This window comes from Seongchinamella sediminis (assembly GCF_003457605.1).
Taxonomy (GTDB): Bacteria; Pseudomonadota; Gammaproteobacteria; order Pseudomonadales; family Halieaceae; genus Halioglobus; species Halioglobus sediminis.
In genome coordinates, this window is sequence record NZ_QRAN01000001.1 from 40,498 (window position 1) to 64,265 (window position 23,768).

Sequence of the window (23,768 nt, forward strand, 5' to 3'; positions counted from 1 at the left end):
ATGAGATTTTTTAGCAACCCGAAGTGCTTGATTATTGTGTTGCTTGGCTTCAGCGCTAATGGATGGTCGCAGGATGGCGCTTACGACTGCCTGATTGAGCCCAGCGTCACCGTTGAGGTCGGTAGCTCTATTCGCGGCGTCGCCGAGAATGTACTGGTATCCCGCGGCGACAAAGTGCAACAGGGACAGATCCTGGTGCAGCTCGAATCCGGCGTACAGGCTGCATCAGTGGCCCTGGCCGAAGCCCGCAGCGAGAGCACAGCGGAAGTGGATGCCCGCCGCGAGAGCCTGGCACTGGCCCGGTCGGCATTGAAACGCATCGAAGAACTGCAACGCGATGGCAACGTGTCTCGGCAGGTATTTGACGAGGCGCGCAGCGAGGCGATTATCGCTGCAAGCGGACTGCAGCAGGCGGAGGAGAATCGCCTGTTGGCAGCGCTGGAACTGCAGCAGGCAAGCGAGGTGCTCGCATTGCGGACCATCAAAAGCTCGATAAGCGGTATTGTTGTAGACACCATGATCTCGCCGGGTGAACTGGTGACCGAGGACCGGCCGATCATTTCGCTGGCACAGATTGACCCGCTCTACGTCGAGGCGATTATCCCGGCGTCTGACTTCGGCCGTATCTCCGCTGGCAACCTCGCAACGGTTCTGCCCGCTCATCCGGTGGAGGGCGAGTATCAGGGTAAGGTCGTCATTGTCGACCAGGTTATCGACGCGGCCAGTAGCACGTTCGGAGTGCGCGTGGAGTTGCCTAATCCCGAGGGTAAAATCCCCGCCGGCCTGAATTGCGATGTCAGTTTTTCCAGCTCCGACCCTTGACCCGGTGGTCATTTAGAGAACGCTTCCCACCCACGCCTTCGGGCGCTTGACGATTTTCATTGCTCCTTGTTTACAACCGGAGCACAGGTTTGTGCTGCCTCCGTCTAAATCGCATGTAACTGGCCGCGGCTACCGGCTATTGCAGGCACCTGCAGAAAAAGCGTAAATGGTGGTGGCCGCTGAACTGGCTATCTATACTGGGTGTCTGGCGTAATTAATAATTGGTAGTCGACTGGTCCAGGCTGCGGAGCATTATGAGAAAGCACTACCTTGAAAGCATTTTCAGTCCAGAGTCGGTGGCGGTGGTCTGCGACCAGGCCTACTGCAATATCGGCCGGCAGGTGCTGGAAAACCTGCAGGGCAGCGGTTTTCCGGGACTCGTGCACGCGGTAATGCCCTGTTGCACCGTGGCGGATGCGGCAGGGCATACCCCGCTGCAGCAGGTCAGCGAGATCAGTGAGGCGCCGGAACTCGCGGTCATCGCCGCCAGGGCGGAGGAGCAGGCGGGTCTGCTGCGCCAGTGCGGGGAGCTTGGGGTCAACGCGGTGATCATCCTCTCCGGTGGCTTCAGCGAGACCCAGGTGCAGGGCCGGGCCCTGCAGCATGAATTGCTGGAAATCGCCCGCAACTATGACATCGACCTGGTCGGGCCGCGCTGCCTGGGCATTATCAGGCCCGCCAGCAAGCTGAATGTATCCTCTGCCCGCAGCCCGGTGGCACACGGCAAGGTGGCGCTGGTCACCCAGTCCGGGGCATTCTGTTCCGCCCTGCTGGACTGGGCGGATTCGGGCGGACACGGGTTTTCCGCGGTCGCCTCGCTGGGCTCGACCACCGATGTCGGCCTGGGTGACGTGCTCGACTACCTGGCCCAGGATCCCCACACGACCAGTATCCTGCTCTACGTGGAGCGTATCACCGATGCCCGGCTGTTCCTCAGTGGCCTGCGCGCCGCCGCCAGGCTCAAGCCGGTGGTAGTCATCAAATCGGGGCGCAATGAAAGTGGAGAGCGGGCGACCCTGTCGCATATACACGCACCCCTGGGCAGCGACGATGTTTTCGACGCAGCCATTCGCCGGGCCGGGGCGGTACGGGTCACTGTCGTGGGGCAGTTGTTCGCCGCAGCGACCATTCTCTCCTCCGGGGTCAGGACCCAGGGACCCAACCTGGCAGTGATTACCAACGGCGGCGGCCCGGGTGTGATGGCCGCCGACTGGGCCGGCAGCATCGGGGTCAAACTCGCCAGCCTGGCGCCGGATACCGTTGCCGAGCTGTCCCGCATCCTGCCGGGGCACTGGTCACACTGTGACCCGGTGGACATACTCGGCGATGCCGATGAAGCCCGCTACGGTGCTGCCACGCGGGCCGTGCTGGCGGATGACAATGTCGATGGCCTGCTGGTGTTATGCACCCCACAGGGTTTCACCGACCCCACCGCCTGTGCCGAGGCCGTGGTCGCCGCTGCCAGGGATACCCGCAAGCCCCTGCTGGCATCCTGGATGGGCGCGCGCCTGGTGAGCGAGGCGCGGGATATTCTGACCGCGGCGGGCGTGCCGCACTTTATTGCCCCGGAGGAAGGGGTGGACGCATTCAGTCACCTGGCCAGCTACAAGGCCAACCAGAGAGCCCTGCTACAGGTGCCGCGGCCCCTGTCGGAGTACGAGGACCCGGATATTTATGGCGCCACGCTGATTGTGGATCATGTGCTTGGGGAGCGGCGCAAGAGTCTGGGCAGCGCCGAAGCCAAGGCGGTGCTGCGCGCCTTTCACATTCCGGTGTTGCCCAGTATCGATGCCAGTACACCCGCCGAGGCGCAGGCCGCGGCGGACAAGCTGGGCTTGCCGGTGGCGATGAAGGTCAATTCGCCTGATATCAAGTACCGGGAGGATGTCGGTGGCGTGCGGCTCAATATCCGCGAGTCGGGCTCGGTGCCACTGGTGTTCGATGAGCTGTACCGCGACGTGGGTGAGCATTTCCCCTACGCCCGGCTGGCGGGGGTGACCGTAGAACCCATGGCCAGTCGCGGCCGTACCCGCGAGATTCGCGTGGCCATTACCCGCGACCCGGTGTTCGGCCCGGTTATCAGGCTGGGCGCTGCCGGGGCGTCTATGGAAGCCCTGCGGGGGGAAACCGCGGTAGCTCTGCCGCCGCTCAACGACTACCTGGGCAAGGAACTGATTGCGCGCAGTAACCTCGCCCGCTACCTCGGCCAGTACCGCACGTTTCCCGCCGTCGACACCGACAAATTGTCGGAAGTGCTACAGCGGGTATCGGAAATTGCCTGCGAGCTGCCTGACATTGACACCCTGGAGATAGACCCCCTGCTGGTGGATGAGCAAAGCGCGATTGCCGTCGGGGTGCACATTACCGTAGCTCCGGGTGCCAAAGGCGGTGAGCGCTACGCGCACATGGCAATCCATCCTTACCCCGCCAACCTGGAAAGCAAGCTGGTGCTGGCGGACGGCACCGAGTTGGAGATCAGGCCCATACGCCCGGAGGACGGCCGCAGCGAGGCGGACTTCGTCGCCAACCTGTCGGCGGAATCCAAGTATTTCCGCTTCATGCACGGCCTGGACCGGCTGACCCCGACCATGCTGGCCCGCTTCACCCAGATCGACTACGATCGGGAGATGGCTATTGTCGCGGTGGTCCCGGGGGCAGACGGCAGTGATTCATTCATCGGGGTGGCCCGCTACGTCACCAACCCGGATGGTGATTCCTGTGAATTCGCCCTGACTGTGGCCGATGCCTGGCAGGCCCGGGGCATCGGACCGCGCTTGATGCAACGGCTGATCGAGATCGCCGGCGAGCGCGGCCTCGATACCATGCTGGGGGAAGTGCTGGCGCAGAACTCGCGGATGCTGCGCATGTGCAAGCGGCTCGGCTTCAGTTCGATGCGTAATCCCGATGACCCGGAAGTGATCGTGGTCAGTCTTCCGCTGTAGGCCCGGAATCGCCGCTACAGCTTTCCCCCCGGCAGGTGGGGATGGCAATCAGGGTTGCGGCTCCCAAAGTCAGCAATAATGCCGTTGCCAGCCGTGCCCAGGGGTTGCTGAGTGCAAAGGCGATGGAGGCGCTGCCGGCAAGCAGCATCGATATTATCCCCACCCACTTCGCCCGCAGGCTGATACAGCGGCGCTCCTCCCAGTTGCGAATCATTGGCCCGAACAGCTCGCTGGCCAGCAGGCGCTGGTGCCAGCGCTCGGACGAGCGGGCGAAAAACCAGGCAGCGAGCAGCACGAAGGGCGTGGTGGGCAGTACCGGCAGTACCAGTCCGGCGAGGCCCAGGGCGAGAGCCAGGGCCCCCAGGGGTTTGTAAATGCTGCGGCGCAAGGTGAACTGACCCTCAAGAATTGTGGCGAATTCTGTCACAGGCAGGTGAAATTTTCGAGGCACTGTGCGACAGTATTTTCACTGCTGACATAACATAAAAAAAGGTAGTTGCCATGAGTGTCGCGTATCCGGTTATTTGTCGTCCACTGGCGCTGGCCATTGCCGTGGCGGGGCTGTCCGCGCCTCCTGTTCAGGCACAACTGGAAGAGGTGATCGTCACCGCCCAGAAGCGTGCCGAGTCGGTGCAGGATGTTCCCATCGCCATTACTGCTTTCGATACAGCAGCCATGGAAGCACGGCAAATCCTGGGGGCTGCAGACCTGCGTTATACCGCGCCCAATGTGAGTTTCAGCAATAGCAATTTCACCTCCAGTAATTTCCAGATCCGCGGTGTCGGCACCAACCTGGTGGCCGCTTCCGCCGATGCGGGGGTGGGTATTCACGTCAACGAGGTGCCTGTTTTCTCGCCGCGCCTGTTTGAGACCGAATACTACGATGTGGCCCAGGTGTCGGTGCTACGTGGCCCCCAGGGCACGCTTTATGGGCGCAATTCGACCGGCGGCGCGGTGAACATGGAAACCCGCACCGCCCACAGCGACGCCGTCGAGGGCAAGCTGGAGGGGCAGTATGGCAATTACGATCACAAGAAAGTGGTCGCTGCCCTGAACCTGCCGCTCACTGACCGGCTGGCGATGCGGGCGGCGGGCCTGTGGCTGCAGCGGGATGGCTTTACCGACAATCTCTACACTGGCAACGACATCGACGGTCGCGACCAGTATTCGCTGCGCCTGTCATTCAACTGGACGGGGGAAAACACCAGTGCCAATTTGATGCTCTCCTACTTCGACGAGGACAGCACCCGCAGCCGCAGCCAGAAGCAGTTGTGTAAAAACGACCCCAGCGGCCTGCTGGGCTGCCTGCCCGACGGTCTGGGGTTCGACAAGCCCAACCCCAGCTCCCAGCTGTCCAATATCCTCGCCTCCGACGCCTTGCTCGGGCCTTTGGGTATCTTTCCCTTCGGCAGCAACAGCACCAGCGAAGAGCCGCGCCACATGCGCAAGGTCAACGCCGACTTCGACCCGATTTACGAGGCGGACGAGACCCTGGTCATCCTGGATATTGAACACGAAATGGACAAGCACACCCTGGCGCTTGTCGCCGGCTACCAGGACACTACCATGTTCTCGCGCATGGACTACACCTGGAACGTGGGCGAACCACGGGAGGTGCCGCCGCTGCTGGCCGCACTTGCCCCGGAAACCTATGCCTACCTGTTCACCGAGGGGCTGCCCCTGTCGGAACCGTCCCGCAATGCCACCGGGTCGGTGGGCGGCCATATTTCCTACACCCCCCAGGGGCTGGAGTCCTTCGACCAGTCCAACCGCTACAGTGAGCAGTACTCCATCGAGGCGCGGATTCAATCGGACTACGATGGGCGGCTGAATTTTCTCGTCGGCGCGTTCTGGATGGATGTGGAGCTGGATGACCAGTTCTGGGTGATTGCCAACGGCTTCGATTACGTGGCGGCCGTGGCCGGCTCGGTGGGGGCGGAGGATGGCTTCGGCTGGGTCGGCCCCCAGTTCAATACCGATACCGAAGAATTCGCCATCGACTCACGCGCTCTCTTTGGTGAGCTTTACTACGCCTTCAGCGACGAGCTCAAGCTGACGGTGGGCGCCCGCTACAATGTTGACACCAAGGATATCCGCGACCGTCAGATACTGCTTAACAACGACCCCGACAGCGGGGCGCGGCTGCTGCAGCGCTACGGCGCCGATAAGCCCATTCCCGTGGACTACCGCGATGACAGCGAGGAGTGGCAGGAATGGACCGGCCGGGTGGTGCTGGATTGGGCGGTGAGCGCGGACACCCTGGCCTATGCCTCCTACTCCCGCGGCTACAAGGGCGGCGGTTTCAACCCCCCGTTTGACCCGGTGGACTTTCCCAGCCAGACCGCAACCTTTGATCCCGAGTTTGTCGATGCCTGGGAAGTGGGCATGAAAAACACCCTGCTGGACAATACCCTGCAGGCCAATTTCTCGGCGTTTTTCTACGACTACGAGGGCATGCAGACTTCCAAGATCGTCAACCGGACCTCATTCAACGAAAACACCGACGCCGAGATCTATGGCCTGGAGGCAGAATTCGTGTTCGCCCCCACGGCGTCCTGGCTGTTCAACGGCAGTGTCTCCTACCTGCACACCGAAGTAATGGGCCACCGCAGTATTGATCCCCGTGACCCCACCGCTGGCAGCGACGAGGTCACTCTTATCAAGGACACCACCACCGCGGTCAACTGTGTGGTGGGACTGAGTCCGGCGGAATTCGCGGCAGCGGACGTTGGCGGCCAGTTCAACAGCTGTAGCGCTTTGCGCGACCTCGGCCTGCCGGTCAGCGACGGGGTGCTGGCGGATCTGGATGGCAGGCAGTTGCTCAACTCACCCGAGTGGTCCCTGAGCCTGGGCGGGCAATACAGTGCCCGGCTTGCCGGGGATTATGAGCTGTCGCTGCGGGTGGATTATTACTGGCAGGATGAGATGTACACCCGGCTGTACAACCGGGAGGTGGACCGTATCGATGACTGGGATATCTGGAACGCCCAGGCCAACCTGCTGTCTCCCGATAACAGCTGGTACCTGCGGGCCTACGTCAAGAACATCGCCGATGAGGACAACTTTGTGGGCATGTACCTGAGCAGCGCCTCCTCGGGCCTGTTTACCAATGTGTTCACCATAGAACCGAGAACCTACGGTCTGGCAATCGGCTATAACTTCCAGTAAAACAGGGCTATGACCGAACGCCACGCTCCCGCCGCTGACCGCACTGCCCTGGTTCTCACCGGTGGCGGCGCCCGGGCCGCCTACCAGGTGGGTGTGCTGAAAGCGGCGGCCCAGGTGCTGCCCAAGCACGCCCACAACCCGTTTTCGATTATTACCGGCACCTCCGCCGGGGCAATCAACGCTGTCGCCCTCGGCGCGTCGGCCAATAATTTCCGGCTGGCGGTGAAAAAGGTGGAGTACATCTGGAGCAACCTGCGGGTGGAGCAGGTCTACCGCGCGGGCTATCGCAATCTTGCCGGCAGCGTCCTGCGCCTGTTGATCTCGCTGTTTCACCGCGGTACCGGCCTGGGCAAGCCGCTGTCTCTGCTCGATACGGCGCCGCTGGCCGAGCTGCTGCAGCGGGTGATTAATTTCGACCAGCTGCAAAGGCGCCTGGAGAGCGGCTTCCTGGATGCCATTGGTGTTACTGCCTCCAGTTACGACACCGGCGAGTCGGTCACCTTCTACCAGAGTGACCTCGACGGCAGCGTGCTGCCCTGCTGGCAGCGGGCGCGACGCCGCGGCGAACCCGCCCGCCTCGGGGTAGAGCACCTGCTGGCCTCTTCGGCGATCCCCACCATTCTGCCGGCCACCGCTATTGACGGCCATTACTACGGCGACGGCGCGCTGCGTCAGGTGTCACCCATCAGCCCGGCACTGCACCTGGGGGCGCGGCGATTGATGGTGGTCGGAGTGAGCGGCAACCGCGTGCTGCCGCCGGTTGAGCATATCGAACGCCAGTCTCCCTCGCTGGCAAAAATGGTCGGCCATGTGTTCAACAGTGCGTTTATTGACGCCCTGGAGAACGACATGGAGCACCTGGAGCGGATTAATGAACTGGTCGGCATGGTGCAGAATGAAAACCCGCATGGGGGCACTGCGGGCATGAAGTTCGTTGATTTCCTGGCCATTAACCCGTCGATTGAAATCGACCAGCTGGTCACCGATCACATTCACCACCTGCCGCGAGCCATGCGCACGCTGCTGAACATCACTGGTGCCACCCCGCAGGGCGGCGGTACCAGCCTGGCGAGTTACCTGTTGTTCGAGGGAAATTTCTGCCGCGCGCTGATTGATTGCGGCTATCGTGACGCCCTGGAGCAGCGCGACATGCTTGAGAGCTTTTTTCATCCGCCTTCCCGGGTTCGATACTAGCGCCTCCACCGTGCTAGTATCCCGGTTCCCTGTAGGACGAGTTGCCCCGTTTTGAAACGTTTTGTTATTACTTTTCTCCTGGTCCTGGTGGGCCTGTTCTCGCTGGAAATGCTCAACCCGGTGCAGGAGCACCTGGTGGTGCCGTTTACCGGTCTGCTGGCCAAAATCAGCGCGGCCCTGGTGGCGCCCTTTGACGACACCGTACTGGCCTATGGCAAGGTGCTGCAGTTTTCCGACACCGGCTTTGCAGTGTCTATCGAGGCCGGCTGTAACGGGGTTGAGGCAACCATTGTCCTGATCGCCGCGGTGGTCGCCTATCCGGGTAGCTGGAAGGCTCGCTGCACGGTTATCGGGCTGGGCTTTCTCGCCGTCCAGGCGCTCAATATCCTGCGCATCATTACCCTGTTCTACCTGGGTGACTGGGACCTGGATATTTTTACCTGGGTGCACCTGTACCTGTGGCCCTCGCTGATCATGCTCGACGTGCTGGTAGTATTCGTCCTCTACCTGCGCTACCTGTCCCGCAAGGAAGGGGAGATGTCCAATGCCGCTGCCGCGGGATAATAATTTTCGCCAGTTCCTGCTGTTCGCCTTTGCCCTGATTGTGCCCTGCTTTGCCCTGTGGACCCTTGCCGCGGGGCCCATTGCCATGCCGGCAGTGGGGCTGGCGGACATGATTCTGCAGGCCTGGTTTCCCGAGGTTGTCGACACGCTGGTATACCGCGGCGCGGACGCGGCCCTCCTCACCCAGTTCGGTGAGCTGAACGGCCGCCCGGTGGCACCGGAGTTGTCCGAGTACCAGCTGGGTTTCGCCATCAACCCGGGGGTGCTGACCTATTCCCTGCCATTTTATGCGACCCTGCATTTCGCCACCCAGAAAGAGTCCTACCTGACGGAATTCGTCACCGGCGCATTAGTCCTGTTTCCGCTGATAGTGCTTGGCCTGCTGAGCCTGTGTCTCAAGGAACTGATGTTGAACCTCGGTGCCCTGTTCATGGAACAGGAGGCGCTGGTGCCCAACGACAACTTTATCGCCCTGTTTTACCAGCTCAACGTGCTGATCGTGCCCACCGTGGCACCCATTCTGCTGTGGGCCTGGCAGAGCCGGGAGACGCCGCTGATGCGCGGCCTGTTGAACCTGCCGCCCAAACCGGAGAGTGAACAACAGACTTGAGAGGATTGCCCCCGGGCGCGCCGTTACTGGCTCCTTGCCCGGGAGCTGAAGGCCCGCCGCAGGTAGTAGTTCACCAATCCTGGCGGGTAACCGATGATGTCCACCAGGCGGCGGTAACACTCGGCCTCATCGGCGCCGCGTTGCTTCCACACTGGCACCCGCTTGATCATGGTCTCCACCCGTTCCCGGGGGGTGATGATCCAGGTGTCCTGGGGCGTCTCGCCAAACCAGAAGTCGGCGGGGCAGAGGTCCATGGCGGCGGGCTTCATGTACAGTACCGCCGTGAGCACCCTGGCGGCGCCGGCCTCGGTGACGTAATTGACCAGGAAGTCCATGGTGCCACCGCGATCGCCCAGGTCGTCGATCAACAGCACGGTCTGTCCATGGATCGGAATGGAAATACCGTGCTGCACCAGCGGGTTTTTGTAGCGCACGCCGGGGCCCTTGTAGAGCGAGACGCCAATAGTGCCGAACTGCATTTTCGGCACCCCGGGGTCGCGCCCCTCTACCAGGTGGTCGTACAGCAGCACGCCCGGCAACATCCCGCCCATGGTGACGATGAGGGCCCGGGTGATGGCCTCATTATGGTCCAGGTGCTGGCGCTGGTAGCGGTGAACCTGCTGGGCGACCTCAGACAACGCCAGCGCCTCCACCTGGTCCGGGATCAGCAGGAAATCCAGCTCGTCGTCGGGTATCCCCACGCCCTGCGGCTGGCGCCAGAACTCCATGTCGATCTGGTCGCGGGGGCAGTCAAGCTGTTGCTGGTAGTCTTTCATCGGCGGACGGCGGGTACCTGACTAGAAGAAAGCGAACTTGGCGAGAAAAATCAGCGCCAGGAACCAGGCGCCAACGCTGATATCGCCGCTGCGCCCGGCAATGATCTTGATCGCCACGTAGCTGATGAAGCCCACGGCGATCCCGTTGGCGATGGAAAACGACAGCGGGATCATGATGATGGTCAGCAGCGCCGGCACCAGTTCGGTGGCGTCATCGTAATTGAGGGTTTGCATCCCCGACATCATCAGCAGCGCCACGTAAATGAGCGCGCCCGCCGTGGCATAGGCCGGCACCATGCCCGCCAGCGGAGCAAAAAACATGGCCAGCAGAAACAGTATGCCCACGGTCACCGCGGTCAGCCCGGTACGGCCGCCGGCCGCTACGCCGGCCGCGCTTTCCACATAGCTGGTCACCGGGGCGCAGCCGAACAGGGCGCCGACCACGCTGGAAGAGCTGTCGGCCTGCAGGGCCTTGCCCATGTTCTCGATCTCCCCTTTTTTGTTGACCAGCCCGGCGCGACTGGCCACCCCCAGCAGGGTGCCGGCAGTATCGAACAGGTTGACGAAGAGGATGGCGATAATCACGCTGACCATGCCGACCTCGAAGGCCCCGGCGATATCCAGCTGCATGAAGGTGGGGGCGATGCTCGGTGGCGCCGACACCAGGCCCTGGTATTCCACCATGCCGGTGAGCAAGCCAAGCACGGTAATCATCAGTACCCCGGCCATGATCGCCCCCGGCACCTGGCGTACCGACAGGCCGGCGATGATGATAAAGCCCAGCGCGGCCAGCATCGGCTCCGGCTGTGCCAGGTCGCCCAGCGACAGCAGGGTGGCCGGGTTGTCGGTAATCAGGCCGCCGCTCTTGAGGCCGATAAAGCCAATGAACAGGCCCACGCCGGCGCCCATGGCGACCCGCAGGTCCCGGGGGATGCTGTTGAGCATCCACGCCCGCAGCCGGGTCACGCTCATGATCACGAACAGGATGCCGGCGATAAACACGGCACCCAGGGCGACCTGCCAGCTGTAGCCCATTTCGCCGACCACGGTGTAGGTAAAGAACGCGTTGAGCCCCATACCGGGCGCCAGGCCCACCGGCCAGTTGGCGTACAGCCCCATGAATACGCAGGCCAGGGCCGCGGCGAGGCAGGTGGCAGCGAAGCTCGCGCCCTGGTCCATGCCGGCGGAGGCCATCATCTGCGGGTTGACGAAGATGATATAGGCCATGGTGATAAAGGTGGTCAGTCCGGCCAGGAGCTCGCTGGAAACGCGGGTGTTGTGCGCCTCCAGCCTGAACAGGCGTTCCAGTAGTGCGTGCATGAAAATGCCGGTTTATTGTTAGTCAGGCGCTTATGGTCGCACAGACCCCCGGTCGGAGGAAGCGGCCAGCTGTTGCCTGCCAGGCAGCACTGTACCGGCGGGTAAACGCCAGCCTCAGGGCAGGCTGCCGGGAGCCTCGCGCAGGTACTGGAAGCGCGGCAGGGTTTCCCCATCAATGCTTACCGTCTCCTGCCACATGGCCAGCGGCCTGACCCACAGCGCGCCCTCGCCATAGAGAGGACGGTACACGGCCATCAACTCATCGGTCTCGGAGTGGGTCGCTATTTCCAGCAGGTGGTATTCGGCGCCCTTGTAGTGTCGGTAGATGCCGGGGGCTGGCAGTTGCATAGCGGAACTCCATTTAGCGGGCGCCGGCGGCGCTTAACATTTGTTAATGAGTATGTGGCATTCAAGCCTTAATCTTGCGCTTGAGCCTGGACAGCGACACAGCGTCGATACCCAGGTAAGAGGCGATATGGAACTGGGCAACCCGTTGCAGCAGGTCGGGTTCATTGTCCCGCAGCCACTGGTAGCGCTGTTCGGCGTTGCAGGTCAGCAGCAGGGCCTCGCGCTGCTCGTTGCGGATAAAGGCTTCGGCCAGCATCTGCTGGCTGGCACCGGCCACAACGGGATCATGCCGGGCGGCGTCGGTCATGGCCTGGTAGGAAAATGCCAGGGCCTCCACCGGTTCCAGGGCCTGGATTGAAAACGGGGCCGGAGTGGATGTCATGGCGGCGCTGACCGGGCCGCTAATCTGGCCGCCGCGGTAAAACGCCTTGTTGCGCTCCCGTCCGTCGGGAGTGGTGTAAAACAGGCGAACCAGCCCGGACAACAGCATGAACAGGGTGTCGCTTCTGGCGCCGGCCTGCACCAGGTAGTCGTCGACGGCGAAGTGTTTAGGGCTCATGGCCCGTAGCCAGGGGCTGTCCGGGTTTAGACCGGAAATCTGGTGTTGCTCCAGCCACGCCAGAGCCAGTCTGCTGGTGTTTTCTTGGATCATGGCTAGAGTATAAGCGAATCGATAACAGAGTGAGGTGAATTGAAATGAACGAAGCAGCCAATGACATTGTAATGAACATGGACTCCACCGAGGCGATAATGGGTGTTGAGCAAAGTGTCGAGGAGGTGCGCCAGGATCGCAAGAACAAGCTCGCGGCAGCGCTGCGCCTGTTCGGCAAATTTGGCTTTGATGAGGGCCTGGCCGGGCATATCACCGTGCGCGACCCGGAGCAGCTGGACCATTTCTGGGTCAATCCCATGGGGCGCTCCTTCAAGCAGATGCGGGTGTCCGACCTGTTGCTGGTCAGCCATACTGGCGAGGTTGTGGCCGGGGAGGGGCTGCTCAACGGCGCCGCGTTCACCATTCACTCACAGATACACATGAGCAACCCGGCCATCAATGCCGCCGCCCACTCGCACGCGGTGTACGGCAAGGCCTTCTCCGCCCTGGGCAAGACCCTGGCGCCGCTGACCCAGGACGCCTGTGCATTTTATGACGATCACGTGGTGTTCGATGATTTCTCCGGCGTGGTGCTGGATAACTCCGAGGGCGAACGTATTGCCGCCGCCCTGGGCAATCGCAAGGCGGCCATTCTCCAGAACCACGGGTTGCTGACGGTGGGAGAGACCATCGACGCCGCCGCCTGGTGGTACATCACCATGGAGCGCAGCTGCCAGGCGCAGCTATTGGCCGAAGCCGCCGGCAGCCCCCGGCTGATCGAGCACGAGGTGGCCCTGCACACCCGCGAAACCGTGGGTTCGCCGCTGGCCGGCTGGTTCAGCTTCAAGCCCCTGTACGAGGTCATCGTCGCTGAACAGCCGGAACTGCTGGACTAGACGGGCCGCGAATCCGGGGATTTTTCCCTTCCGCCGTTGACGCTGGCGGCGATAGTTGCTCCACTGCCTGTTAACCCGCGAGTCCTTGCTGGCTCGCGGGGCAATACGCGGTAACGACCCCAGCTGGAGCCTGTCATGCCTTACCGAATCAGCCGGCGCAAAGCCCTTGCCGGCCTGTCTGCCACTGCGGCCCTGCCCCTGGTCGGCTGTGCCGGCTTCGCCCGGCAAGCGGGTGACGCTACCGCCTTTGCCCACGGGGTAGCCAGCGGCGATCCCGACGCCCACAGCGTGGTGCTGTGGACCCGTATTACCACCGAGCGCCGCACCGCTTCCGGCAAGTGGATAGTGACCGAGGACCCGGAACACCGCCGGGTGGTCAAGCGCGGTGTGTTCGCCACCGATCGCTCCCGCGACATGACCGTCAAGCTGGTTATCGACGGTCTCGAACCGGGCAGGACCTACTACTACTCCTTCAAGTACAAGGGCAAGAACTCCCCCATAGGGCGAACCCGGACCCTGCCGGCGGGCCCCCTGGACAAAATCGGTATCGCCCTGGCGTCCTGCTCCAATTACCCCTTCGGCTACTTCAATGCTTACGAGACCATCGCCCTGGACCCGGGTGTCGACCTGGTACTGCACCTGGGGGATTATATCTACGAATATGGTCCGGACGGTTATGGTGGCCGCGCGGGGGCCGAACTTGGTCGTGAGCACCGGCCGCGCCGGGAGACCATCTCGCTCAAGGACTATCGCCGCCGCCACGCCCAGTACAAGGCGGATCCTCAGTCGCAGATGATGCACGCGGCGCACCCGCTGATTGCCATCTGGGATGATCATGAGTCCACCGACAATCCCTGGCGCGAGGGCGCCAACAATCACCAGCAGGACACCGAGGGTGACTGGCAAAGCCGGCGGGAGCGCTCACTGCAGGCCTACTACGAATGGATGCCGGTGCGTGAGCCGGTGGCGGGAACCGGGCGTGAGCAGTACTGGCGCCACTACAAATTCGGTGACCTCGCCAGCCTGGTCACCCTGGAAACCCGCCACACCGCGCGAGATGAGCAGCTGGATTACGACCGGTACCGGGACCTGCTGCAGACCCGCGAGGGCATAGGTGAATTCCAGCAACAGCTGAATGCCCCTGACCGGCGCTTGCTGGCACCGGAAATGGAAGCGTTTCTGGGGGCGGCTCTGCGCGACTCGGTTGCCGCCGGGCAGCCCTGGCGCATCATCGGCAACCAGGTGCCCATGGCGCGCAGCTATATTCCCGCGATCAGCGATGAGCAGCTGGCGCAACTGGCCCTCGATGAATCCCATCCGCTGTATGACGAGGCGCAGGCCTTCAGGGCCCTGGGCCCGGCGCAGCTGCCCATGTTCCTGGACGCCTGGGACGGTTACCCCTGGGCCCGGGAGCGCTTCTATGAGTTGAGCCGCGAGGCCGGTGCACAGGACCTGCTGGTGGTCACTGGCGACAGCCACGCCTTCTGGCAGAACCAGCTCTTCGATGCGTCGGGCAGGCCGATGGGGCTTGAACTGGGCACCACCGGTATCACCTCACCCGGCGCTTTTGCCAGCCTGGGCAGGGAGGGGGCGGCGATGATGGATGGCCTGGTTGCCGCCGGTAGTCCGGAAATCCTCTGGACCGAGGGACTGACCCGCGGCTATGTGCGCCTGACCCTGACCCCCACCGAGGCAAGCGTGGATTACGTCGGGGTGAGCACAGTGAAGGTGCGCGATTACAAGCCTGTTAATGTTCACCAGGCCCGCATACGCCGCGAGGGTGACCTCCTGCGCTATGTCTGAGCCCACAGCGGGTGGTGTCAGGTGATCCCTATAGTCACTTTCCGGGCCGGAGGCGTCACTGCGCCGGCCGCTGATTCGTGGCAGCATGCCCGTTGCCATAAAAACTGGGTCCAGCTAGAAGGGAGACGAATAATATGCAGGATTTCAAAAACAGGGTAGCGGTGGTCACCGGCGGTGCCGGCGGCATTGGCAAGGCGCTGGTCAAGGCGCTGCTCGATGAAGGGGCGAAGGTGGTCATTGCCGACGTGGAAGACGGCGCCCTGGAAGCTGCGGTAGAGGAATGTACTGGTGAGGGCCGGGTGGTCAGTGGCTTCAGGGTCGATGTACGCAAGCCAGAATCGCTGGAGGCCCTGGCTGACCAGGTCTACCAGCAGCACGGTGCCTGTCACCTGTTGTTCAACAACGCCGGAGTTGCCGCGCCGTCCTCCAATGTCTGGGAGACAACCCCCAACGACTGGGCCTGGGTATACAGCGTCAATGTGATGGGCGTGGCCCACGGCATCCAGGCCTTTGTGCCGCGGATGATTGCCGGCGGCGAAGAGGGCTATATCATCAACACCACTTCCGGTGACGGCGGTATTTCCAGCCTGCCCTACCAGTCGGTGTACGCATCGAGCAAGGCGGCGGTATGCGCCCTTACCGAGTGCCTGGCCTCGCAGCTGGAGAGCGAGGACACACGGCTCAGGGCGTCGCTGTTCTATCCCTCCGGTGGTGTGCTGGTCACCGGACTGTGGAACCCCGAGCGCAATCGCCCGGCGGAACTCAAGCGCGAGCGACCCGGCGCGCCGCCGCCGGATATCGAGGCCTTCAAGGAGGCGATGAAATTTGCCGGTGCGGAGATGCAGATTCAGGACCTCGATGAACTGGCCCGCTTCACCCTGGACGGCATCCGTGAGCAACGCTTTGTCATCATGAAGAACCTGGACGAGGCGGCGGACACCCTGCAGGCGCGCTCGGAGCGCTACCGCCGTGCCGAGTTGCCCATTGTGTTCGAGGAAATACCGCAAATGTAGGGACCTGGTTGTCACGCAGTGGCGGGGCGGTGGTATCGATCCCCGCCCTGCCATAGAATGGAAAAAATTCCGTTCGAGACTTGTCCATGATTTCCGAAGCAATGCAAAAAGCGCTGCACCAGCAGCTCAATGACGAATTCTATTCCGCCTACCTCTACCTTGCCATGTCCGCCTATTGCGCCCACATCGACTTCAATGGCGCCGCCAACTGGCTCAAGCAGCAGTACCAAGAAGAGCAGAACCACGCCACCCGAATTTACAACTACCTGATTGAGCAGGGCTCTCACGTGGTGCTGCGTGACATTGCCCAGCCGCCCAGCGAGTTCGGCAAGATTCTCGATGTGTTTAAGTCATCGCTGCAGCATGAGCAGGCGATGACCGCCAGGCTGAACAATCTCAGCGACCAGGCCCTGAAGGAGAAAGACCACGCCACCTACAACCTGCTGCAGTGGTTTGTGAACGAACAGGTGGAAGAAGAGGCCACCGTGGGCGAGATTATCTCCAAACTGAAGCTGGTGAAGGATGATGGCTACGGGCTGCTGATGATCGACAATGAACTGGGCGCCCGCAAGCCGCCACCGCCGGCACCGGCCCCTGCCGTTTGATGCCTTCAATCCTGCCCGGTTGATTCCCGCAATTTTTTCAGCAGGAAATGCAGCGCCTGGCCCCGGTTTTCCGCCCGCCAGGCCAGTACGGTCGAGGTCTCCTGTGGCGGTTCTTCCAGGGTGAGGGCAACCAGCCTGCCCTCGGCGATATCGCTGGCTACCCGTGCACCGGGCACATAGCCCACCCCCAGTCCGGCCCGATGTGCCTCCAGCTTTGCCTCCATGGTGGGCACGTAGATGGCGGTCTGCTGGTTGAGAATGCCCCGTGACAGCGGCGCCGAATTGCGCGAGGTGTCGTGGATAATGACCGCCCGGTGCCGGCTCACGGTCGCCAGCGGTATCGGTTGCGGCTCGTCGCACAGGGGGTGATTCGGGGCGGCCACGAACAGGTGCCTGACATGCCGCCAGGGTTCGCATTGCAGGCCCTTGTGCCCCGGGATATCACCCACCGCACCGATCGCAAGTTCTACCCGGTTTTCCACCAGGGCTTCCCAGGTCCCCGCCAGCACCTCGGTGCTGATCGAGACCTCGATGCCGGGTTGCGCCGCCTGTAATTCCCCGATCAGCGGCAGCACCTCCGCCAGCGGGACGACAGTATCCACCGCGACCCGCAGGCGCGGCTCCCAGCCCGTCGCGACCTGGCGGGTGCTGGCCGCCAGAGCGTCGGCGGCGTAGAGCAACTGCCGCCCCTGGTCCGCGAGATGCCTGCCGGCCGGAGATAGCACCGCCCGGCGCCCCTCCCGGTGAAACAGGGTGACGCCCAGGTCCTGCTCCAGTTTTTGCACCGTGTAAGAAATTGCGGACGGCACTTTGTGCAGCACTGCCGCCGCGGCGGCGTAGCTACCCTTGCGCTCGATGGCATCGATGACTTCCAGTGCTTCCAGGCTGAGGGGGAGGCTCATAAACATCAAAATAATTGATTAATAACGGCAAAAAATATCGCTATTAATCAAATATGGCAAGTCTATACTGGAGATATGGCAGCTAAATATTTGATTTAAATTCCGGAAGGAGGCAGTAATGGGTTTGTTACAAGAGGGTAAATGGGTCGACCAGTGGTACGAGACCGAGAGCAACAAGGGTGAATTCAAGCGCCAGGAGAGCCTGTTTCGCAACTGGATTACCGCCGATGGCAGCGCGGGCCCCAGTGGCGAGGGCGGTTTCAGGGCGGAGGCGGGGCGCTATCACCTGTATGTGTCACTGGCCTGTCCCTGGGCCCACCGCACCCTGATCTTCCGCGCCCTGAAAGGCCTGGAGGAGCTGATCAGCGTCTCTGTGGTGGAGCCGCTGATGCTGGAGCATGGCTGGGAATTCTCCCAGCGCTTTGCCGATGATCTCTATGGCCTGGACTACCTGCACCAGCTGTATACCCGGGTCGATCCTGAGGTGACCACGCGGGTCACGGTGCCGGTGCTGTGGGACAAGCAGCGGGAAATCATTGTCAGCAACGAGTCGGCGGAAATCATCCGCATGCTCAACAGCGCCTTCGATGAAATTACCGGCAATACCGCGGATTACTACCCGCAGCCGCTGCGCGAGGAAATTGACGCCCTCAACGCGTGGATCTACCCGGGTATCAATAATGGTGTGTACCGGGCCGGATTTGCCACCAGCCAGCAGGCCTATGAACAGGCCTACCACGAGCTGTTCGAGGCCCTGGACAAGGTAGAGGAGCGGCTGGCCGGCCAGCGCTACCTCACCGGGCCGACGATTACCGAGGCGGACTGGCGCCTGTTTACCACGCTGCTGCGCTTTGATGCGGTGTACTTTGGTCACTTCAAGACCAATCGCCAGCGTATCGAGGATTTTCCCAATATCTCCGGCTACGTGCGCGACCTGTTCCAGCAGCCGGGAATCGCGGCGACGGTGGACCTGCCCTACATCAAGCAGCACTACTACGGCAGCCACAAGACCATTAACCCTACCGGGGTGGTGCCGCTGGGCCAGGAGATTGACTTTGCCCGCCCCCATGACCGGGATCGCTTTTAGCGTCTGCCGGCAATTGATTACAGGAGGAGAACGCCATGAACACGAGAAAACTGGTACAGGTACTTGATGCCCGACCTTCGTCCGACGGCGACGGGGTGAAGATCAGGCGTATTGCCGGGCAGCAAGCCATGCGCATTATGAATCCGTTCCTGTTGCTGGATGAAATCCGTTCCGAGGAAGGCGCCGATTATGTGGGCGGCTTCCCCTCGCATCCGCACCGCGGCTTTGAGACCATTACCTACATGCTGGAGGGAGCGATGCGTCATCGGGACCACATGGGTAACGAGGGGGTGATCGCCAGCGGCGACGTGCAGTGGATGACCGCGGGGCGGGGCGTGATCCACTCGGAAATGCCCGAGCAGGAAGACGGCCTCCTGCACGGCTTCCAGCTGTGGCTGAACCTGCCCGCGGCGCGGAAGATGGAGCCCGCAGCCTACCAGGAAATCAGCCGCGAGCAGATACCGCTGATTCCGCTGGACGGCGGCAGTCTCAGGTTGATTGCCGGTAACTTCGGCGGCAGCACCGGGCCGGTCGATTCCGGCAGCACCGAGGCCAGTTATATGGATCTGAGCCTGCAGGCGAATGCATCGGTGGAAATACCGGTCAACAGTGAGCACAACGCCATTGTCCTGGTGTTCGAGGGTGCAACCCGCGAACTGGGCGCCGGGCAAATGGGTGTCTACCGCGGCGGCGACAGCATCGTTCTGGCGACCGCAGGGCAGGCAGCGCGCATGCTGGTTCTGGCCGGGGCGCCGATCGACGAACCCATCGCCCACTACGGCCCCTTCGTGATGAATACCTCCGAAGAGATCGAGCAGGCCATTCGCGATTACAACGAGGGGCGCCTTGTTGCCTGATAGGGAGTGAACAATGTCTGACCCGATAATTTTTGATATCAAGCCCGCCGGCGTGGAGCTGGACAAGGGCGAGGAGCGGCACTGGTGCAGCTGCGGTCGATCGTCCAACCAGCCCTTTTGTGACGGTTCCCACCGGGGTACCGGGCTCGAGCCGCTGGGTTTCGAGGCCAGGGAAAGCGGTGAGGCCTGGCTGTGCCAGTGCAAGCAGACGCGCAATCCGCCCTATTGCGACGGCTCGCACAACCAGCTGTCAGCGGCGGACGTGGGCACTGAGAAGGCCCGGGCAGTGAACAGCGATACCGTGGCGCCCCGGGCGACGCCCGAGGAGCCCACGGTGGAGTACATTCATCGACTGGCGGAAGAGGGCCTGGAAAAAGTAGGGCATCACGGCCCCATGGGCGCAATGGGTGTGCCGCGCACAGAGCTGCCCGGCTGGGACGACATCCAGCTACTGGTTGCCCAGTTTGCCCGCAAGCCCCTGATGGAAACCGACCCCGTGGCGACCGGGCTGGTGATTGGTCCCAACGCACGACGCCCGCTGAAGCTGGATATCCCCCTGTTGGTGTCCGACATGAGCTTCGGAGCCCTATCGGAGGAAGCCAAGATTGCGCTGGCCACCGGAGCCGAGCGCGCCGGTACCGGCATATGCTCGGGTGAGGGCGGTATGCTGCCGGAAGAGCAGCAGGCCAATAGCCGCTATTTCTATGAGCTGGCCTCTGCCCGTTTCGGCTTTCGCGAGGAGCTGATGGCAAAGGTCCAGGCCTTTCATTTCAAGGGCGGGCAGGGCGCCAAGACCGGCACTGGCGGCCACCTGCCCGCCAGCAAAGTGACGGGCAAGATCGCCAGCGTGCGCGGCCTTGCCGAAAACACCGATGCGATCTCGCCACCGACCTTCGAGGGGCTGGAAGCGCCGGCGGATTACCGGGAAATTGCCGACCGGGTGCGGGAGATCAGCGGTGGCATCCCCATTGGCTTCAAGCTATCGGCCAACCACATCGAGGCGGATATCGACTTCGCCCTGGAGGCGAGTGCCGATTACATCATCCTCGACGGCCGCGGTGGCGGCACCGGGGCAGCACCGCTGATCTTCAGGGACAACATCTCCGTGCCCACCATCCCGGCGCTGGCCAGGGCGCGGCGGCACCTGGACCGACTGCAGCGCAGGGATGTGACCCTGATCATCACCGGCGGCCTGCGTACGCCGGCGGATTTTATCAAGGCACTGTGTCTGGGTGCCGACGGTGTGGCGCTGTCCAACTCGGCCATGCAGGCCATAGGCTGTGTCGCGGCGCGCATGTGCAACAGCAACAATTGCCCCGCCGGCATTGCCACCCAGGATCCACAGCTGCGCCAGCGCATGGAGGTGGAGAAAGGTGCCAGGCGGCTGCACAATTTTTTCACCGCCTCCACCGAGCTGATGCAGGTGATGGCGCGGGCATGCGGCCACGACGCCCTGTCCAAATTCAACCTGGATGACCTCACCACCTGGCAGCGGTCGATGGCCGAGCTATCGGGTATTGCCTACGCGGGGGTGCAGGGCTAACGGGCGCTTTCCCGGTTGCCGATACCCGGTATGCGGGTCATGGAGTAAGATAAGTCCAGGCAACGGATGTGGGCCCCTCCATGAACAAAGCGCTGTTCGCTTCCCTGCTGGTCGTGATCTGCCTCGCGGCCGGCACCTTGCAGGCGGCCGAGACCTCGCTGGAGCTGCCGCCGGTATTCCTCACCGACCTGGCGATTCCCGTCACCGTGACCGACCCCGGCGATGCAGCGCTCAGCCTGTGGGTCGATGGGGAACCAGTGTTTGAGGGCGTGACGGCCGATGGGGATGTTCTCGCAGCCCTCAGCCTGAGCGACTTTGGCCGGGCGGATATCGAACTGCGCCGGCAGGGCCAGGTTTTGCAGCAGTGGCAGGTGCCGGTTATCCCCGCCTGGGCTTGCCTGTTGCCGCCGGTACTGGCCATTACCCTGGCGTTTGTTTTGCGGGCGGTCATTCCCGCGCTGTTCGCCGGCATTGTCGTCGGCGCCTGGGCGGTGAACGGGCTCACCCTGCAGGGCGGGGTGCAGGCAGTGTTCGATGCCATGGCGGTCTACCTGCTGGACTCGCTCGCCGACCCGGACCACGCCGCCATCCTGATCTTTACCATGACAATTGGCGGTATGGTGGGCATTGTGTCTCGCAACGGCGGCATGCAGGGCATTGTCGAGCGCTCGCTGCAGGTGGCGACCACGCCGCGCAGGGGGCAGGCGGTGATAGCCTTCCTCGGTCTTACCATCTTCTTCGACGACTATTCCAATACCCTCATCGTCGGCAATGCCACCCGACCCATGAGCGACCACCTGAAAATATCCCGGGAAAAGCTCGCCTACCTGGTGGACTCCACCGCAGCCCCGGTCGCCGCCGTCGCGGTAATAACCACCTGGGTCGGTTTTCAGGTGGGGCTGATTGCCGAATCGATCGCCGGGATAGAGGGTCTGGACCAGAGCGCCTACGCCATGTTCCTGAAGTCTATTCCCTACAGCTTTTACCCCTTCCTGGCGTTGGTACTGGTATTCACGGTGGTGATCAGCGGCCGTGATTTCGGTGCCATGCTCACCGGCACCCTGGCGCTGCTGGTTTGCACCCTGCCGGTGGGCTACGGATTGCCCTGGTGGCTGATGCTGGCGGTGGCGGCTCTGGTGCTGGTGGGGATTTATCTGTACCTGGCTGAGCCGGTGAAGGCATAGTTAGTCGGGATCACAGCTGCGCTGCTCCTGCGGCGTGTTGAGCAGCTTTTCCAGTAGTAGCGGGCGATCAGTCATGATGGCATCCACGCCCAGCTCCATCATCCGCAGCATTTCTTCACAGGTATTGATTGTCCATACCTGCACCGCGAGGTTGGCGTTGTGGGCATCGCCGACAAAGTCCTCGGTGACTACCTCCAGGAAAAAACCGGGGGGCAGCTGGGAGGCGTTGATCTGGATGGTGTCGGGTGGCACCTGGAAGGCCACGTGTTCCGGCACCGGGGGAATAATACCGTCGCCCTGGGAGCCCAGTACCAGCAGTGAGCCCTGGTCCAGCGGCACCGAGGTGTGCACGCAGGGTGCGACCGCCTTGAAGTTGTTGGCCGCCTCGTCGACAAAGGAGGCCGCGATCAGGTCGCTCTGGCGACCGTAGCGCTGCAGCAGGCCGGCGACTTGCGCCTCGTAATTGCCGGTGCCGTCCAGGTCCGGCTTGAGCTCCACGTTGATCAGCTGGTGGGGGAACCTGCGCAGCGCTTCCTCCAGGGTGGGAATGCGGAAGTCAGCCGCGCTGTAGCCGGGGGGCGGGGGCACCTCGCCGCTGGCGATACCGCGGAAGGGATAGTCCCCGGCGGACCGGTCGTGGGGCGTACCCTCACCGGGCACAAACCAGTACGCCGCGTCCAGCTGGCGCAGTTCGGCCAGGGTCCGCTCCGACACCAGGCCGCTGCCGTTGGTGGTGCGGTCCACGTCCAGGTCGTGGAGGATGACCAGTTCGTTATCCAGGGTCTGGTATACGTCCATCTCCAGCACATCGGCCCCGGCGGCCGCCACCTCGGCATAGGCGTACAGGGTATTCTCCGGGAAATCGATGACGCCGCCCCGGTGGGCGTAGTTCAGCGGGTCGGCGCCAAACACGCGCCAGGGGTTGTCAGTGAGCTGGAACGGCGCATCGCAGGCGGTGTCGTCATTGGCGATGGTGGCGGTGGCCACCTCGCCGAGCGCTGTGGCATTGCCTCTCACGGAGTACCTGACCAGGAAAGTCTCTGCCGCCTCTTCCTCCGCATCGCCCAGCAGTTCCAGCTGGATGGTGGCCCCCAGCTCGCCAGCGGGAATAAGCACTTCGCCAACACCATACAGATAGTCGCTGCCTTCCTCGGCACTATCGGGTGCTGTTTCGTAGCTGACGCGCACATCCCGCGGCTGTGCTTGATCCATGATCACCGGCAGTTCCAGGTAGGGCATTTCCCCGGGGGCGCCCTCGGGGGCGGCCTGGGAGATCACGGTCAGGTTGGACGGGGGGATGTCCGGGCGGCCATCATTGTCGGAGCAGGCGGTCATTCCGGCTGCCAGCGCCAGCAGGAGGGTGGTGGTTGCGAACGAATGTCTGGTCATGGTTCCCGGCCCATCGGAGTTTGGGTGCCCATGATGCGCCAGGCATGTTATCGAACTCAAGTCAGCTGGCGTCCCGGCCGCAGGGGCGCAGGCAGGCCGTCTGTTCCTGCCGGCTATATTGTTTGTGCGCGACGCTAAAGGTGTAACATGAGC

Annotated in this window: 21 protein-coding genes; 14 read left to right on the plus strand and 7 right to left on the minus strand. The window is 62.7% G+C overall.

Annotated elements, in window-relative coordinates:
* Complete coding sequence (locus tag DWB85_RS00095; RefSeq protein ID WP_117951882.1) at nucleotides 1-822, plus strand: efflux RND transporter periplasmic adaptor subunit; 822 nt, start codon at nucleotides 1-3, stop codon at nucleotides 820-822.
* A 254-nt stretch (nucleotides 823-1,076) separates the two neighbouring features.
* Nucleotides 1,077-3,764: a bifunctional acetate--CoA ligase family protein/GNAT family N-acetyltransferase gene (locus tag DWB85_RS00100; protein WP_117951885.1), complete on the plus strand. Its 2,688-nt coding sequence runs from the start codon at nucleotides 1,077-1,079 to the stop codon at nucleotides 3,762-3,764.
* On the opposite strand, the gene DWB85_RS00105 is transcribed toward DWB85_RS00100, so the two are convergent.
* Nucleotides 3,748-4,152, minus strand: coding sequence for a YbaN family protein (locus DWB85_RS00105; RefSeq protein ID WP_162845939.1), 405 nt, complete (start codon nucleotides 4,150-4,152; stop codon nucleotides 3,748-3,750). The genes DWB85_RS00100 and DWB85_RS00105 overlap by 17 nt on opposite strands.
* 113 nt (nucleotides 4,153-4,265) lie before the next feature.
* Between DWB85_RS00105 and DWB85_RS00110 the strand changes: the two genes are divergently transcribed.
* Genes DWB85_RS00110 through DWB85_RS00125 form a run of 4 tightly spaced genes read left to right on the plus strand, consistent with a single transcriptional unit; the run spans nucleotide 4,266 to nucleotide 9,300 of the window.
* Nucleotides 4,266-6,932, plus strand: a complete 2,667-nt coding sequence (locus tag DWB85_RS00110) for a TonB-dependent receptor (protein WP_117951891.1) — start codon at nucleotides 4,266-4,268, stop codon at nucleotides 6,930-6,932.
* 9 nt (nucleotides 6,933-6,941) lie between these two features.
* Nucleotides 6,942-8,126, plus strand: coding sequence for a patatin-like phospholipase family protein (locus tag DWB85_RS00115; protein ID WP_117951894.1), 1,185 nt, complete (start codon nucleotides 6,942-6,944; stop codon nucleotides 8,124-8,126).
* 51 nt (nucleotides 8,127-8,177) lie between these two features.
* Nucleotides 8,178-8,690, plus strand: a complete 513-nt coding sequence (gene xrtH / locus DWB85_RS00120) for an exosortase H (RefSeq protein ID WP_117951897.1) — start codon at nucleotides 8,178-8,180, stop codon at nucleotides 8,688-8,690.
* Nucleotides 8,671-9,300 (plus strand): exosortase H-associated membrane protein, encoded by a 630-nt coding sequence (locus DWB85_RS00125; protein WP_117951900.1) that lies wholly within the window; start codon nucleotides 8,671-8,673, stop codon nucleotides 9,298-9,300. The genes xrtH and DWB85_RS00125 overlap by 20 nt, the downstream gene beginning before the upstream one ends.
* A gap of 23 nt (nucleotides 9,301-9,323) precedes the next feature.
* Here DWB85_RS00125 and DWB85_RS00130 read toward each other — a convergent pair whose 3' ends face one another.
* From DWB85_RS00130 to DWB85_RS00145, 4 genes are all read right to left on the minus strand, one after another.
* Nucleotides 9,324-10,076: a phosphoribosyltransferase gene (locus DWB85_RS00130; RefSeq protein ID WP_117951903.1), complete on the minus strand. Its 753-nt coding sequence runs from the start codon at nucleotides 10,074-10,076 to the stop codon at nucleotides 9,324-9,326.
* A gap of 21 nt (nucleotides 10,077-10,097) precedes the next feature.
* Entirely contained in the window at nucleotides 10,098-11,396 is a 1,299-nt protein-coding gene (locus DWB85_RS00135; RefSeq protein ID WP_117951906.1) for an NCS2 family permease, read from the minus strand.
* 114 nt (nucleotides 11,397-11,510) lie between these two features.
* Nucleotides 11,511-11,744, minus strand: coding sequence for a DUF1653 domain-containing protein (locus DWB85_RS00140; RefSeq protein WP_117951909.1), 234 nt, complete (start codon nucleotides 11,742-11,744; stop codon nucleotides 11,511-11,513).
* 61 nt (nucleotides 11,745-11,805) lie between these two features.
* Complete coding sequence (locus DWB85_RS00145; protein WP_162845940.1) at nucleotides 11,806-12,303, minus strand: Crp/Fnr family transcriptional regulator; 498 nt, start codon at nucleotides 12,301-12,303, stop codon at nucleotides 11,806-11,808.
* A gap of 137 nt (nucleotides 12,304-12,440) precedes the next feature.
* Between DWB85_RS00145 and DWB85_RS00150 the strand changes: the two genes are divergently transcribed.
* The 4 genes from DWB85_RS00150 (at nucleotide 12,441) to DWB85_RS00165 (ending at nucleotide 16,653) form a co-directional block, all read left to right on the plus strand.
* A complete protein-coding gene (locus DWB85_RS00150; protein WP_117951915.1) occupies nucleotides 12,441-13,232 on the plus strand; it encodes a class II aldolase/adducin family protein in 792 nt (263 codons plus the stop codon).
* Between the two features lie 135 nt (nucleotides 13,233-13,367).
* Nucleotides 13,368-15,035 carry an alkaline phosphatase D family protein gene (locus DWB85_RS00155; RefSeq protein WP_117951917.1) on the plus strand — a complete coding sequence of 556 codons (1,668 nt, stop codon included), beginning with the start codon at nucleotides 13,368-13,370 and terminating at the stop codon, nucleotides 15,033-15,035.
* 134 nt (nucleotides 15,036-15,169) lie between these two features.
* Nucleotides 15,170-16,048 carry an SDR family NAD(P)-dependent oxidoreductase gene (locus tag DWB85_RS00160; protein WP_117951921.1) on the plus strand — a complete coding sequence of 293 codons (879 nt, stop codon included), beginning with the start codon at nucleotides 15,170-15,172 and terminating at the stop codon, nucleotides 16,046-16,048.
* Between the two features lie 86 nt (nucleotides 16,049-16,134).
* Complete coding sequence (locus tag DWB85_RS00165) at nucleotides 16,135-16,653, plus strand: ferritin (RefSeq protein WP_117951924.1); 519 nt, start codon at nucleotides 16,135-16,137, stop codon at nucleotides 16,651-16,653.
* 5 nt (nucleotides 16,654-16,658) lie between these two features.
* Here the strand turns inward: DWB85_RS00165 and DWB85_RS00170 are convergent, their stop codons facing one another.
* A complete protein-coding gene (locus DWB85_RS00170) occupies nucleotides 16,659-17,555 on the minus strand; it encodes a LysR substrate-binding domain-containing protein (RefSeq protein ID WP_162845941.1) in 897 nt (298 codons plus the stop codon).
* Nucleotides 17,556-17,673: 118 nt separating this feature from the next.
* Between DWB85_RS00170 and DWB85_RS00175 the strand changes: the two genes are divergently transcribed.
* The 4 genes from DWB85_RS00175 to DWB85_RS00190 all read left to right on the plus strand — a co-directional run bounded on the left by DWB85_RS00175 (nucleotide 17,674) and on the right by DWB85_RS00190 (nucleotide 22,226).
* On the plus strand, nucleotides 17,674-18,642 hold the full coding sequence (locus DWB85_RS00175) for a glutathione S-transferase family protein (protein WP_117951929.1): 969 nt from the start codon (nucleotides 17,674-17,676) through the stop codon (nucleotides 18,640-18,642).
* 35 nt (nucleotides 18,643-18,677) lie between these two features.
* Nucleotides 18,678-19,499: a pirin family protein gene (locus DWB85_RS00180; RefSeq protein ID WP_117951932.1), complete on the plus strand. Its 822-nt coding sequence runs from the start codon at nucleotides 18,678-18,680 to the stop codon at nucleotides 19,497-19,499.
* A 13-nt stretch (nucleotides 19,500-19,512) separates the two neighbouring features.
* Entirely contained in the window at nucleotides 19,513-21,042 is a 1,530-nt protein-coding gene (locus tag DWB85_RS00185; protein ID WP_117951936.1) for a glutamate synthase-related protein, read from the plus strand.
* An 80-nt stretch (nucleotides 21,043-21,122) separates the two neighbouring features.
* Nucleotides 21,123-22,226 (plus strand): Na+/H+ antiporter NhaC family protein, encoded by a 1,104-nt coding sequence (locus DWB85_RS00190; protein WP_117951939.1) that lies wholly within the window; start codon nucleotides 21,123-21,125, stop codon nucleotides 22,224-22,226.
* On the opposite strand, the gene DWB85_RS00195 is transcribed toward DWB85_RS00190, so the two are convergent.
* Entirely contained in the window at nucleotides 22,227-23,615 is a 1,389-nt protein-coding gene (locus tag DWB85_RS00195) for a glycerophosphodiester phosphodiesterase family protein (RefSeq protein ID WP_162845942.1), read from the minus strand.
* Nucleotides 23,616-23,768 lie beyond the last annotated feature (153 nt).

Excerpts from the sequence above, each read along its gene's own strand:
- DWB85_RS00095 (WP_117951882.1), top strand. The coding sequence starts at position 1 with ATGAGATTTTTTAGCAACCCGAAGTGCTTGATTATTGTGTTGCTTGGC.
- DWB85_RS00100 (WP_117951885.1), top strand. The coding sequence starts at position 1,077 with ATGAGAAAGCACTACCTTGAAAGCATTTTCAGTCCAGAGTCGGTGGCG.
- DWB85_RS00110 (WP_117951891.1), top strand. The coding sequence starts at position 4,266 with ATGAGTGTCGCGTATCCGGTTATTTGTCGTCCACTGGCGCTGGCCATT.
- DWB85_RS00115 (WP_117951894.1), top strand. The coding sequence starts at position 6,942 with ATGACCGAACGCCACGCTCCCGCCGCTGACCGCACTGCCCTGGTTCTC.
- DWB85_RS00125 (WP_117951900.1), top strand. The coding sequence starts at position 8,671 with ATGCCGCTGCCGCGGGATAATAATTTTCGCCAGTTCCTGCTGTTCGCC.
- DWB85_RS00130 (WP_117951903.1), bottom strand. The coding sequence starts at position 10,076 with ATGAAAGACTACCAGCAACAGCTTGACTGCCCCCGCGACCAGATCGAC.
- DWB85_RS00135 (WP_117951906.1), bottom strand. The coding sequence starts at position 11,396 with ATGCACGCACTACTGGAACGCCTGTTCAGGCTGGAGGCGCACAACACC.
- DWB85_RS00140 (WP_117951909.1), bottom strand. The coding sequence starts at position 11,744 with ATGCAACTGCCAGCCCCCGGCATCTACCGACACTACAAGGGCGCCGAA.
- DWB85_RS00145 (WP_162845940.1), bottom strand. The coding sequence starts at position 12,303 with ATGAGCCCTAAACACTTCGCCGTCGACGACTACCTGGTGCAGGCCGGC.
- DWB85_RS00150 (WP_117951915.1), top strand. The coding sequence starts at position 12,441 with ATGAACGAAGCAGCCAATGACATTGTAATGAACATGGACTCCACCGAG.
- DWB85_RS00155 (WP_117951917.1), top strand. The coding sequence starts at position 13,368 with ATGCCTTACCGAATCAGCCGGCGCAAAGCCCTTGCCGGCCTGTCTGCC.
- DWB85_RS00160 (WP_117951921.1), top strand. The coding sequence starts at position 15,170 with ATGCAGGATTTCAAAAACAGGGTAGCGGTGGTCACCGGCGGTGCCGGC.
- DWB85_RS00165 (WP_117951924.1), top strand. The coding sequence starts at position 16,135 with ATGATTTCCGAAGCAATGCAAAAAGCGCTGCACCAGCAGCTCAATGAC.
- DWB85_RS00170 (WP_162845941.1), bottom strand. The coding sequence starts at position 17,555 with ATGAGCCTCCCCCTCAGCCTGGAAGCACTGGAAGTCATCGATGCCATC.
- DWB85_RS00175 (WP_117951929.1), top strand. The coding sequence starts at position 17,674 with ATGGGTTTGTTACAAGAGGGTAAATGGGTCGACCAGTGGTACGAGACC.
- DWB85_RS00180 (WP_117951932.1), top strand. The coding sequence starts at position 18,678 with ATGAACACGAGAAAACTGGTACAGGTACTTGATGCCCGACCTTCGTCC.
- DWB85_RS00185 (WP_117951936.1), top strand. The coding sequence starts at position 19,513 with ATGTCTGACCCGATAATTTTTGATATCAAGCCCGCCGGCGTGGAGCTG.
- DWB85_RS00190 (WP_117951939.1), top strand. The coding sequence starts at position 21,123 with ATGAACAAAGCGCTGTTCGCTTCCCTGCTGGTCGTGATCTGCCTCGCG.
- DWB85_RS00195 (WP_162845942.1), bottom strand. The coding sequence starts at position 23,615 with ATGACCAGACATTCGTTCGCAACCACCACCCTCCTGCTGGCGCTGGCA.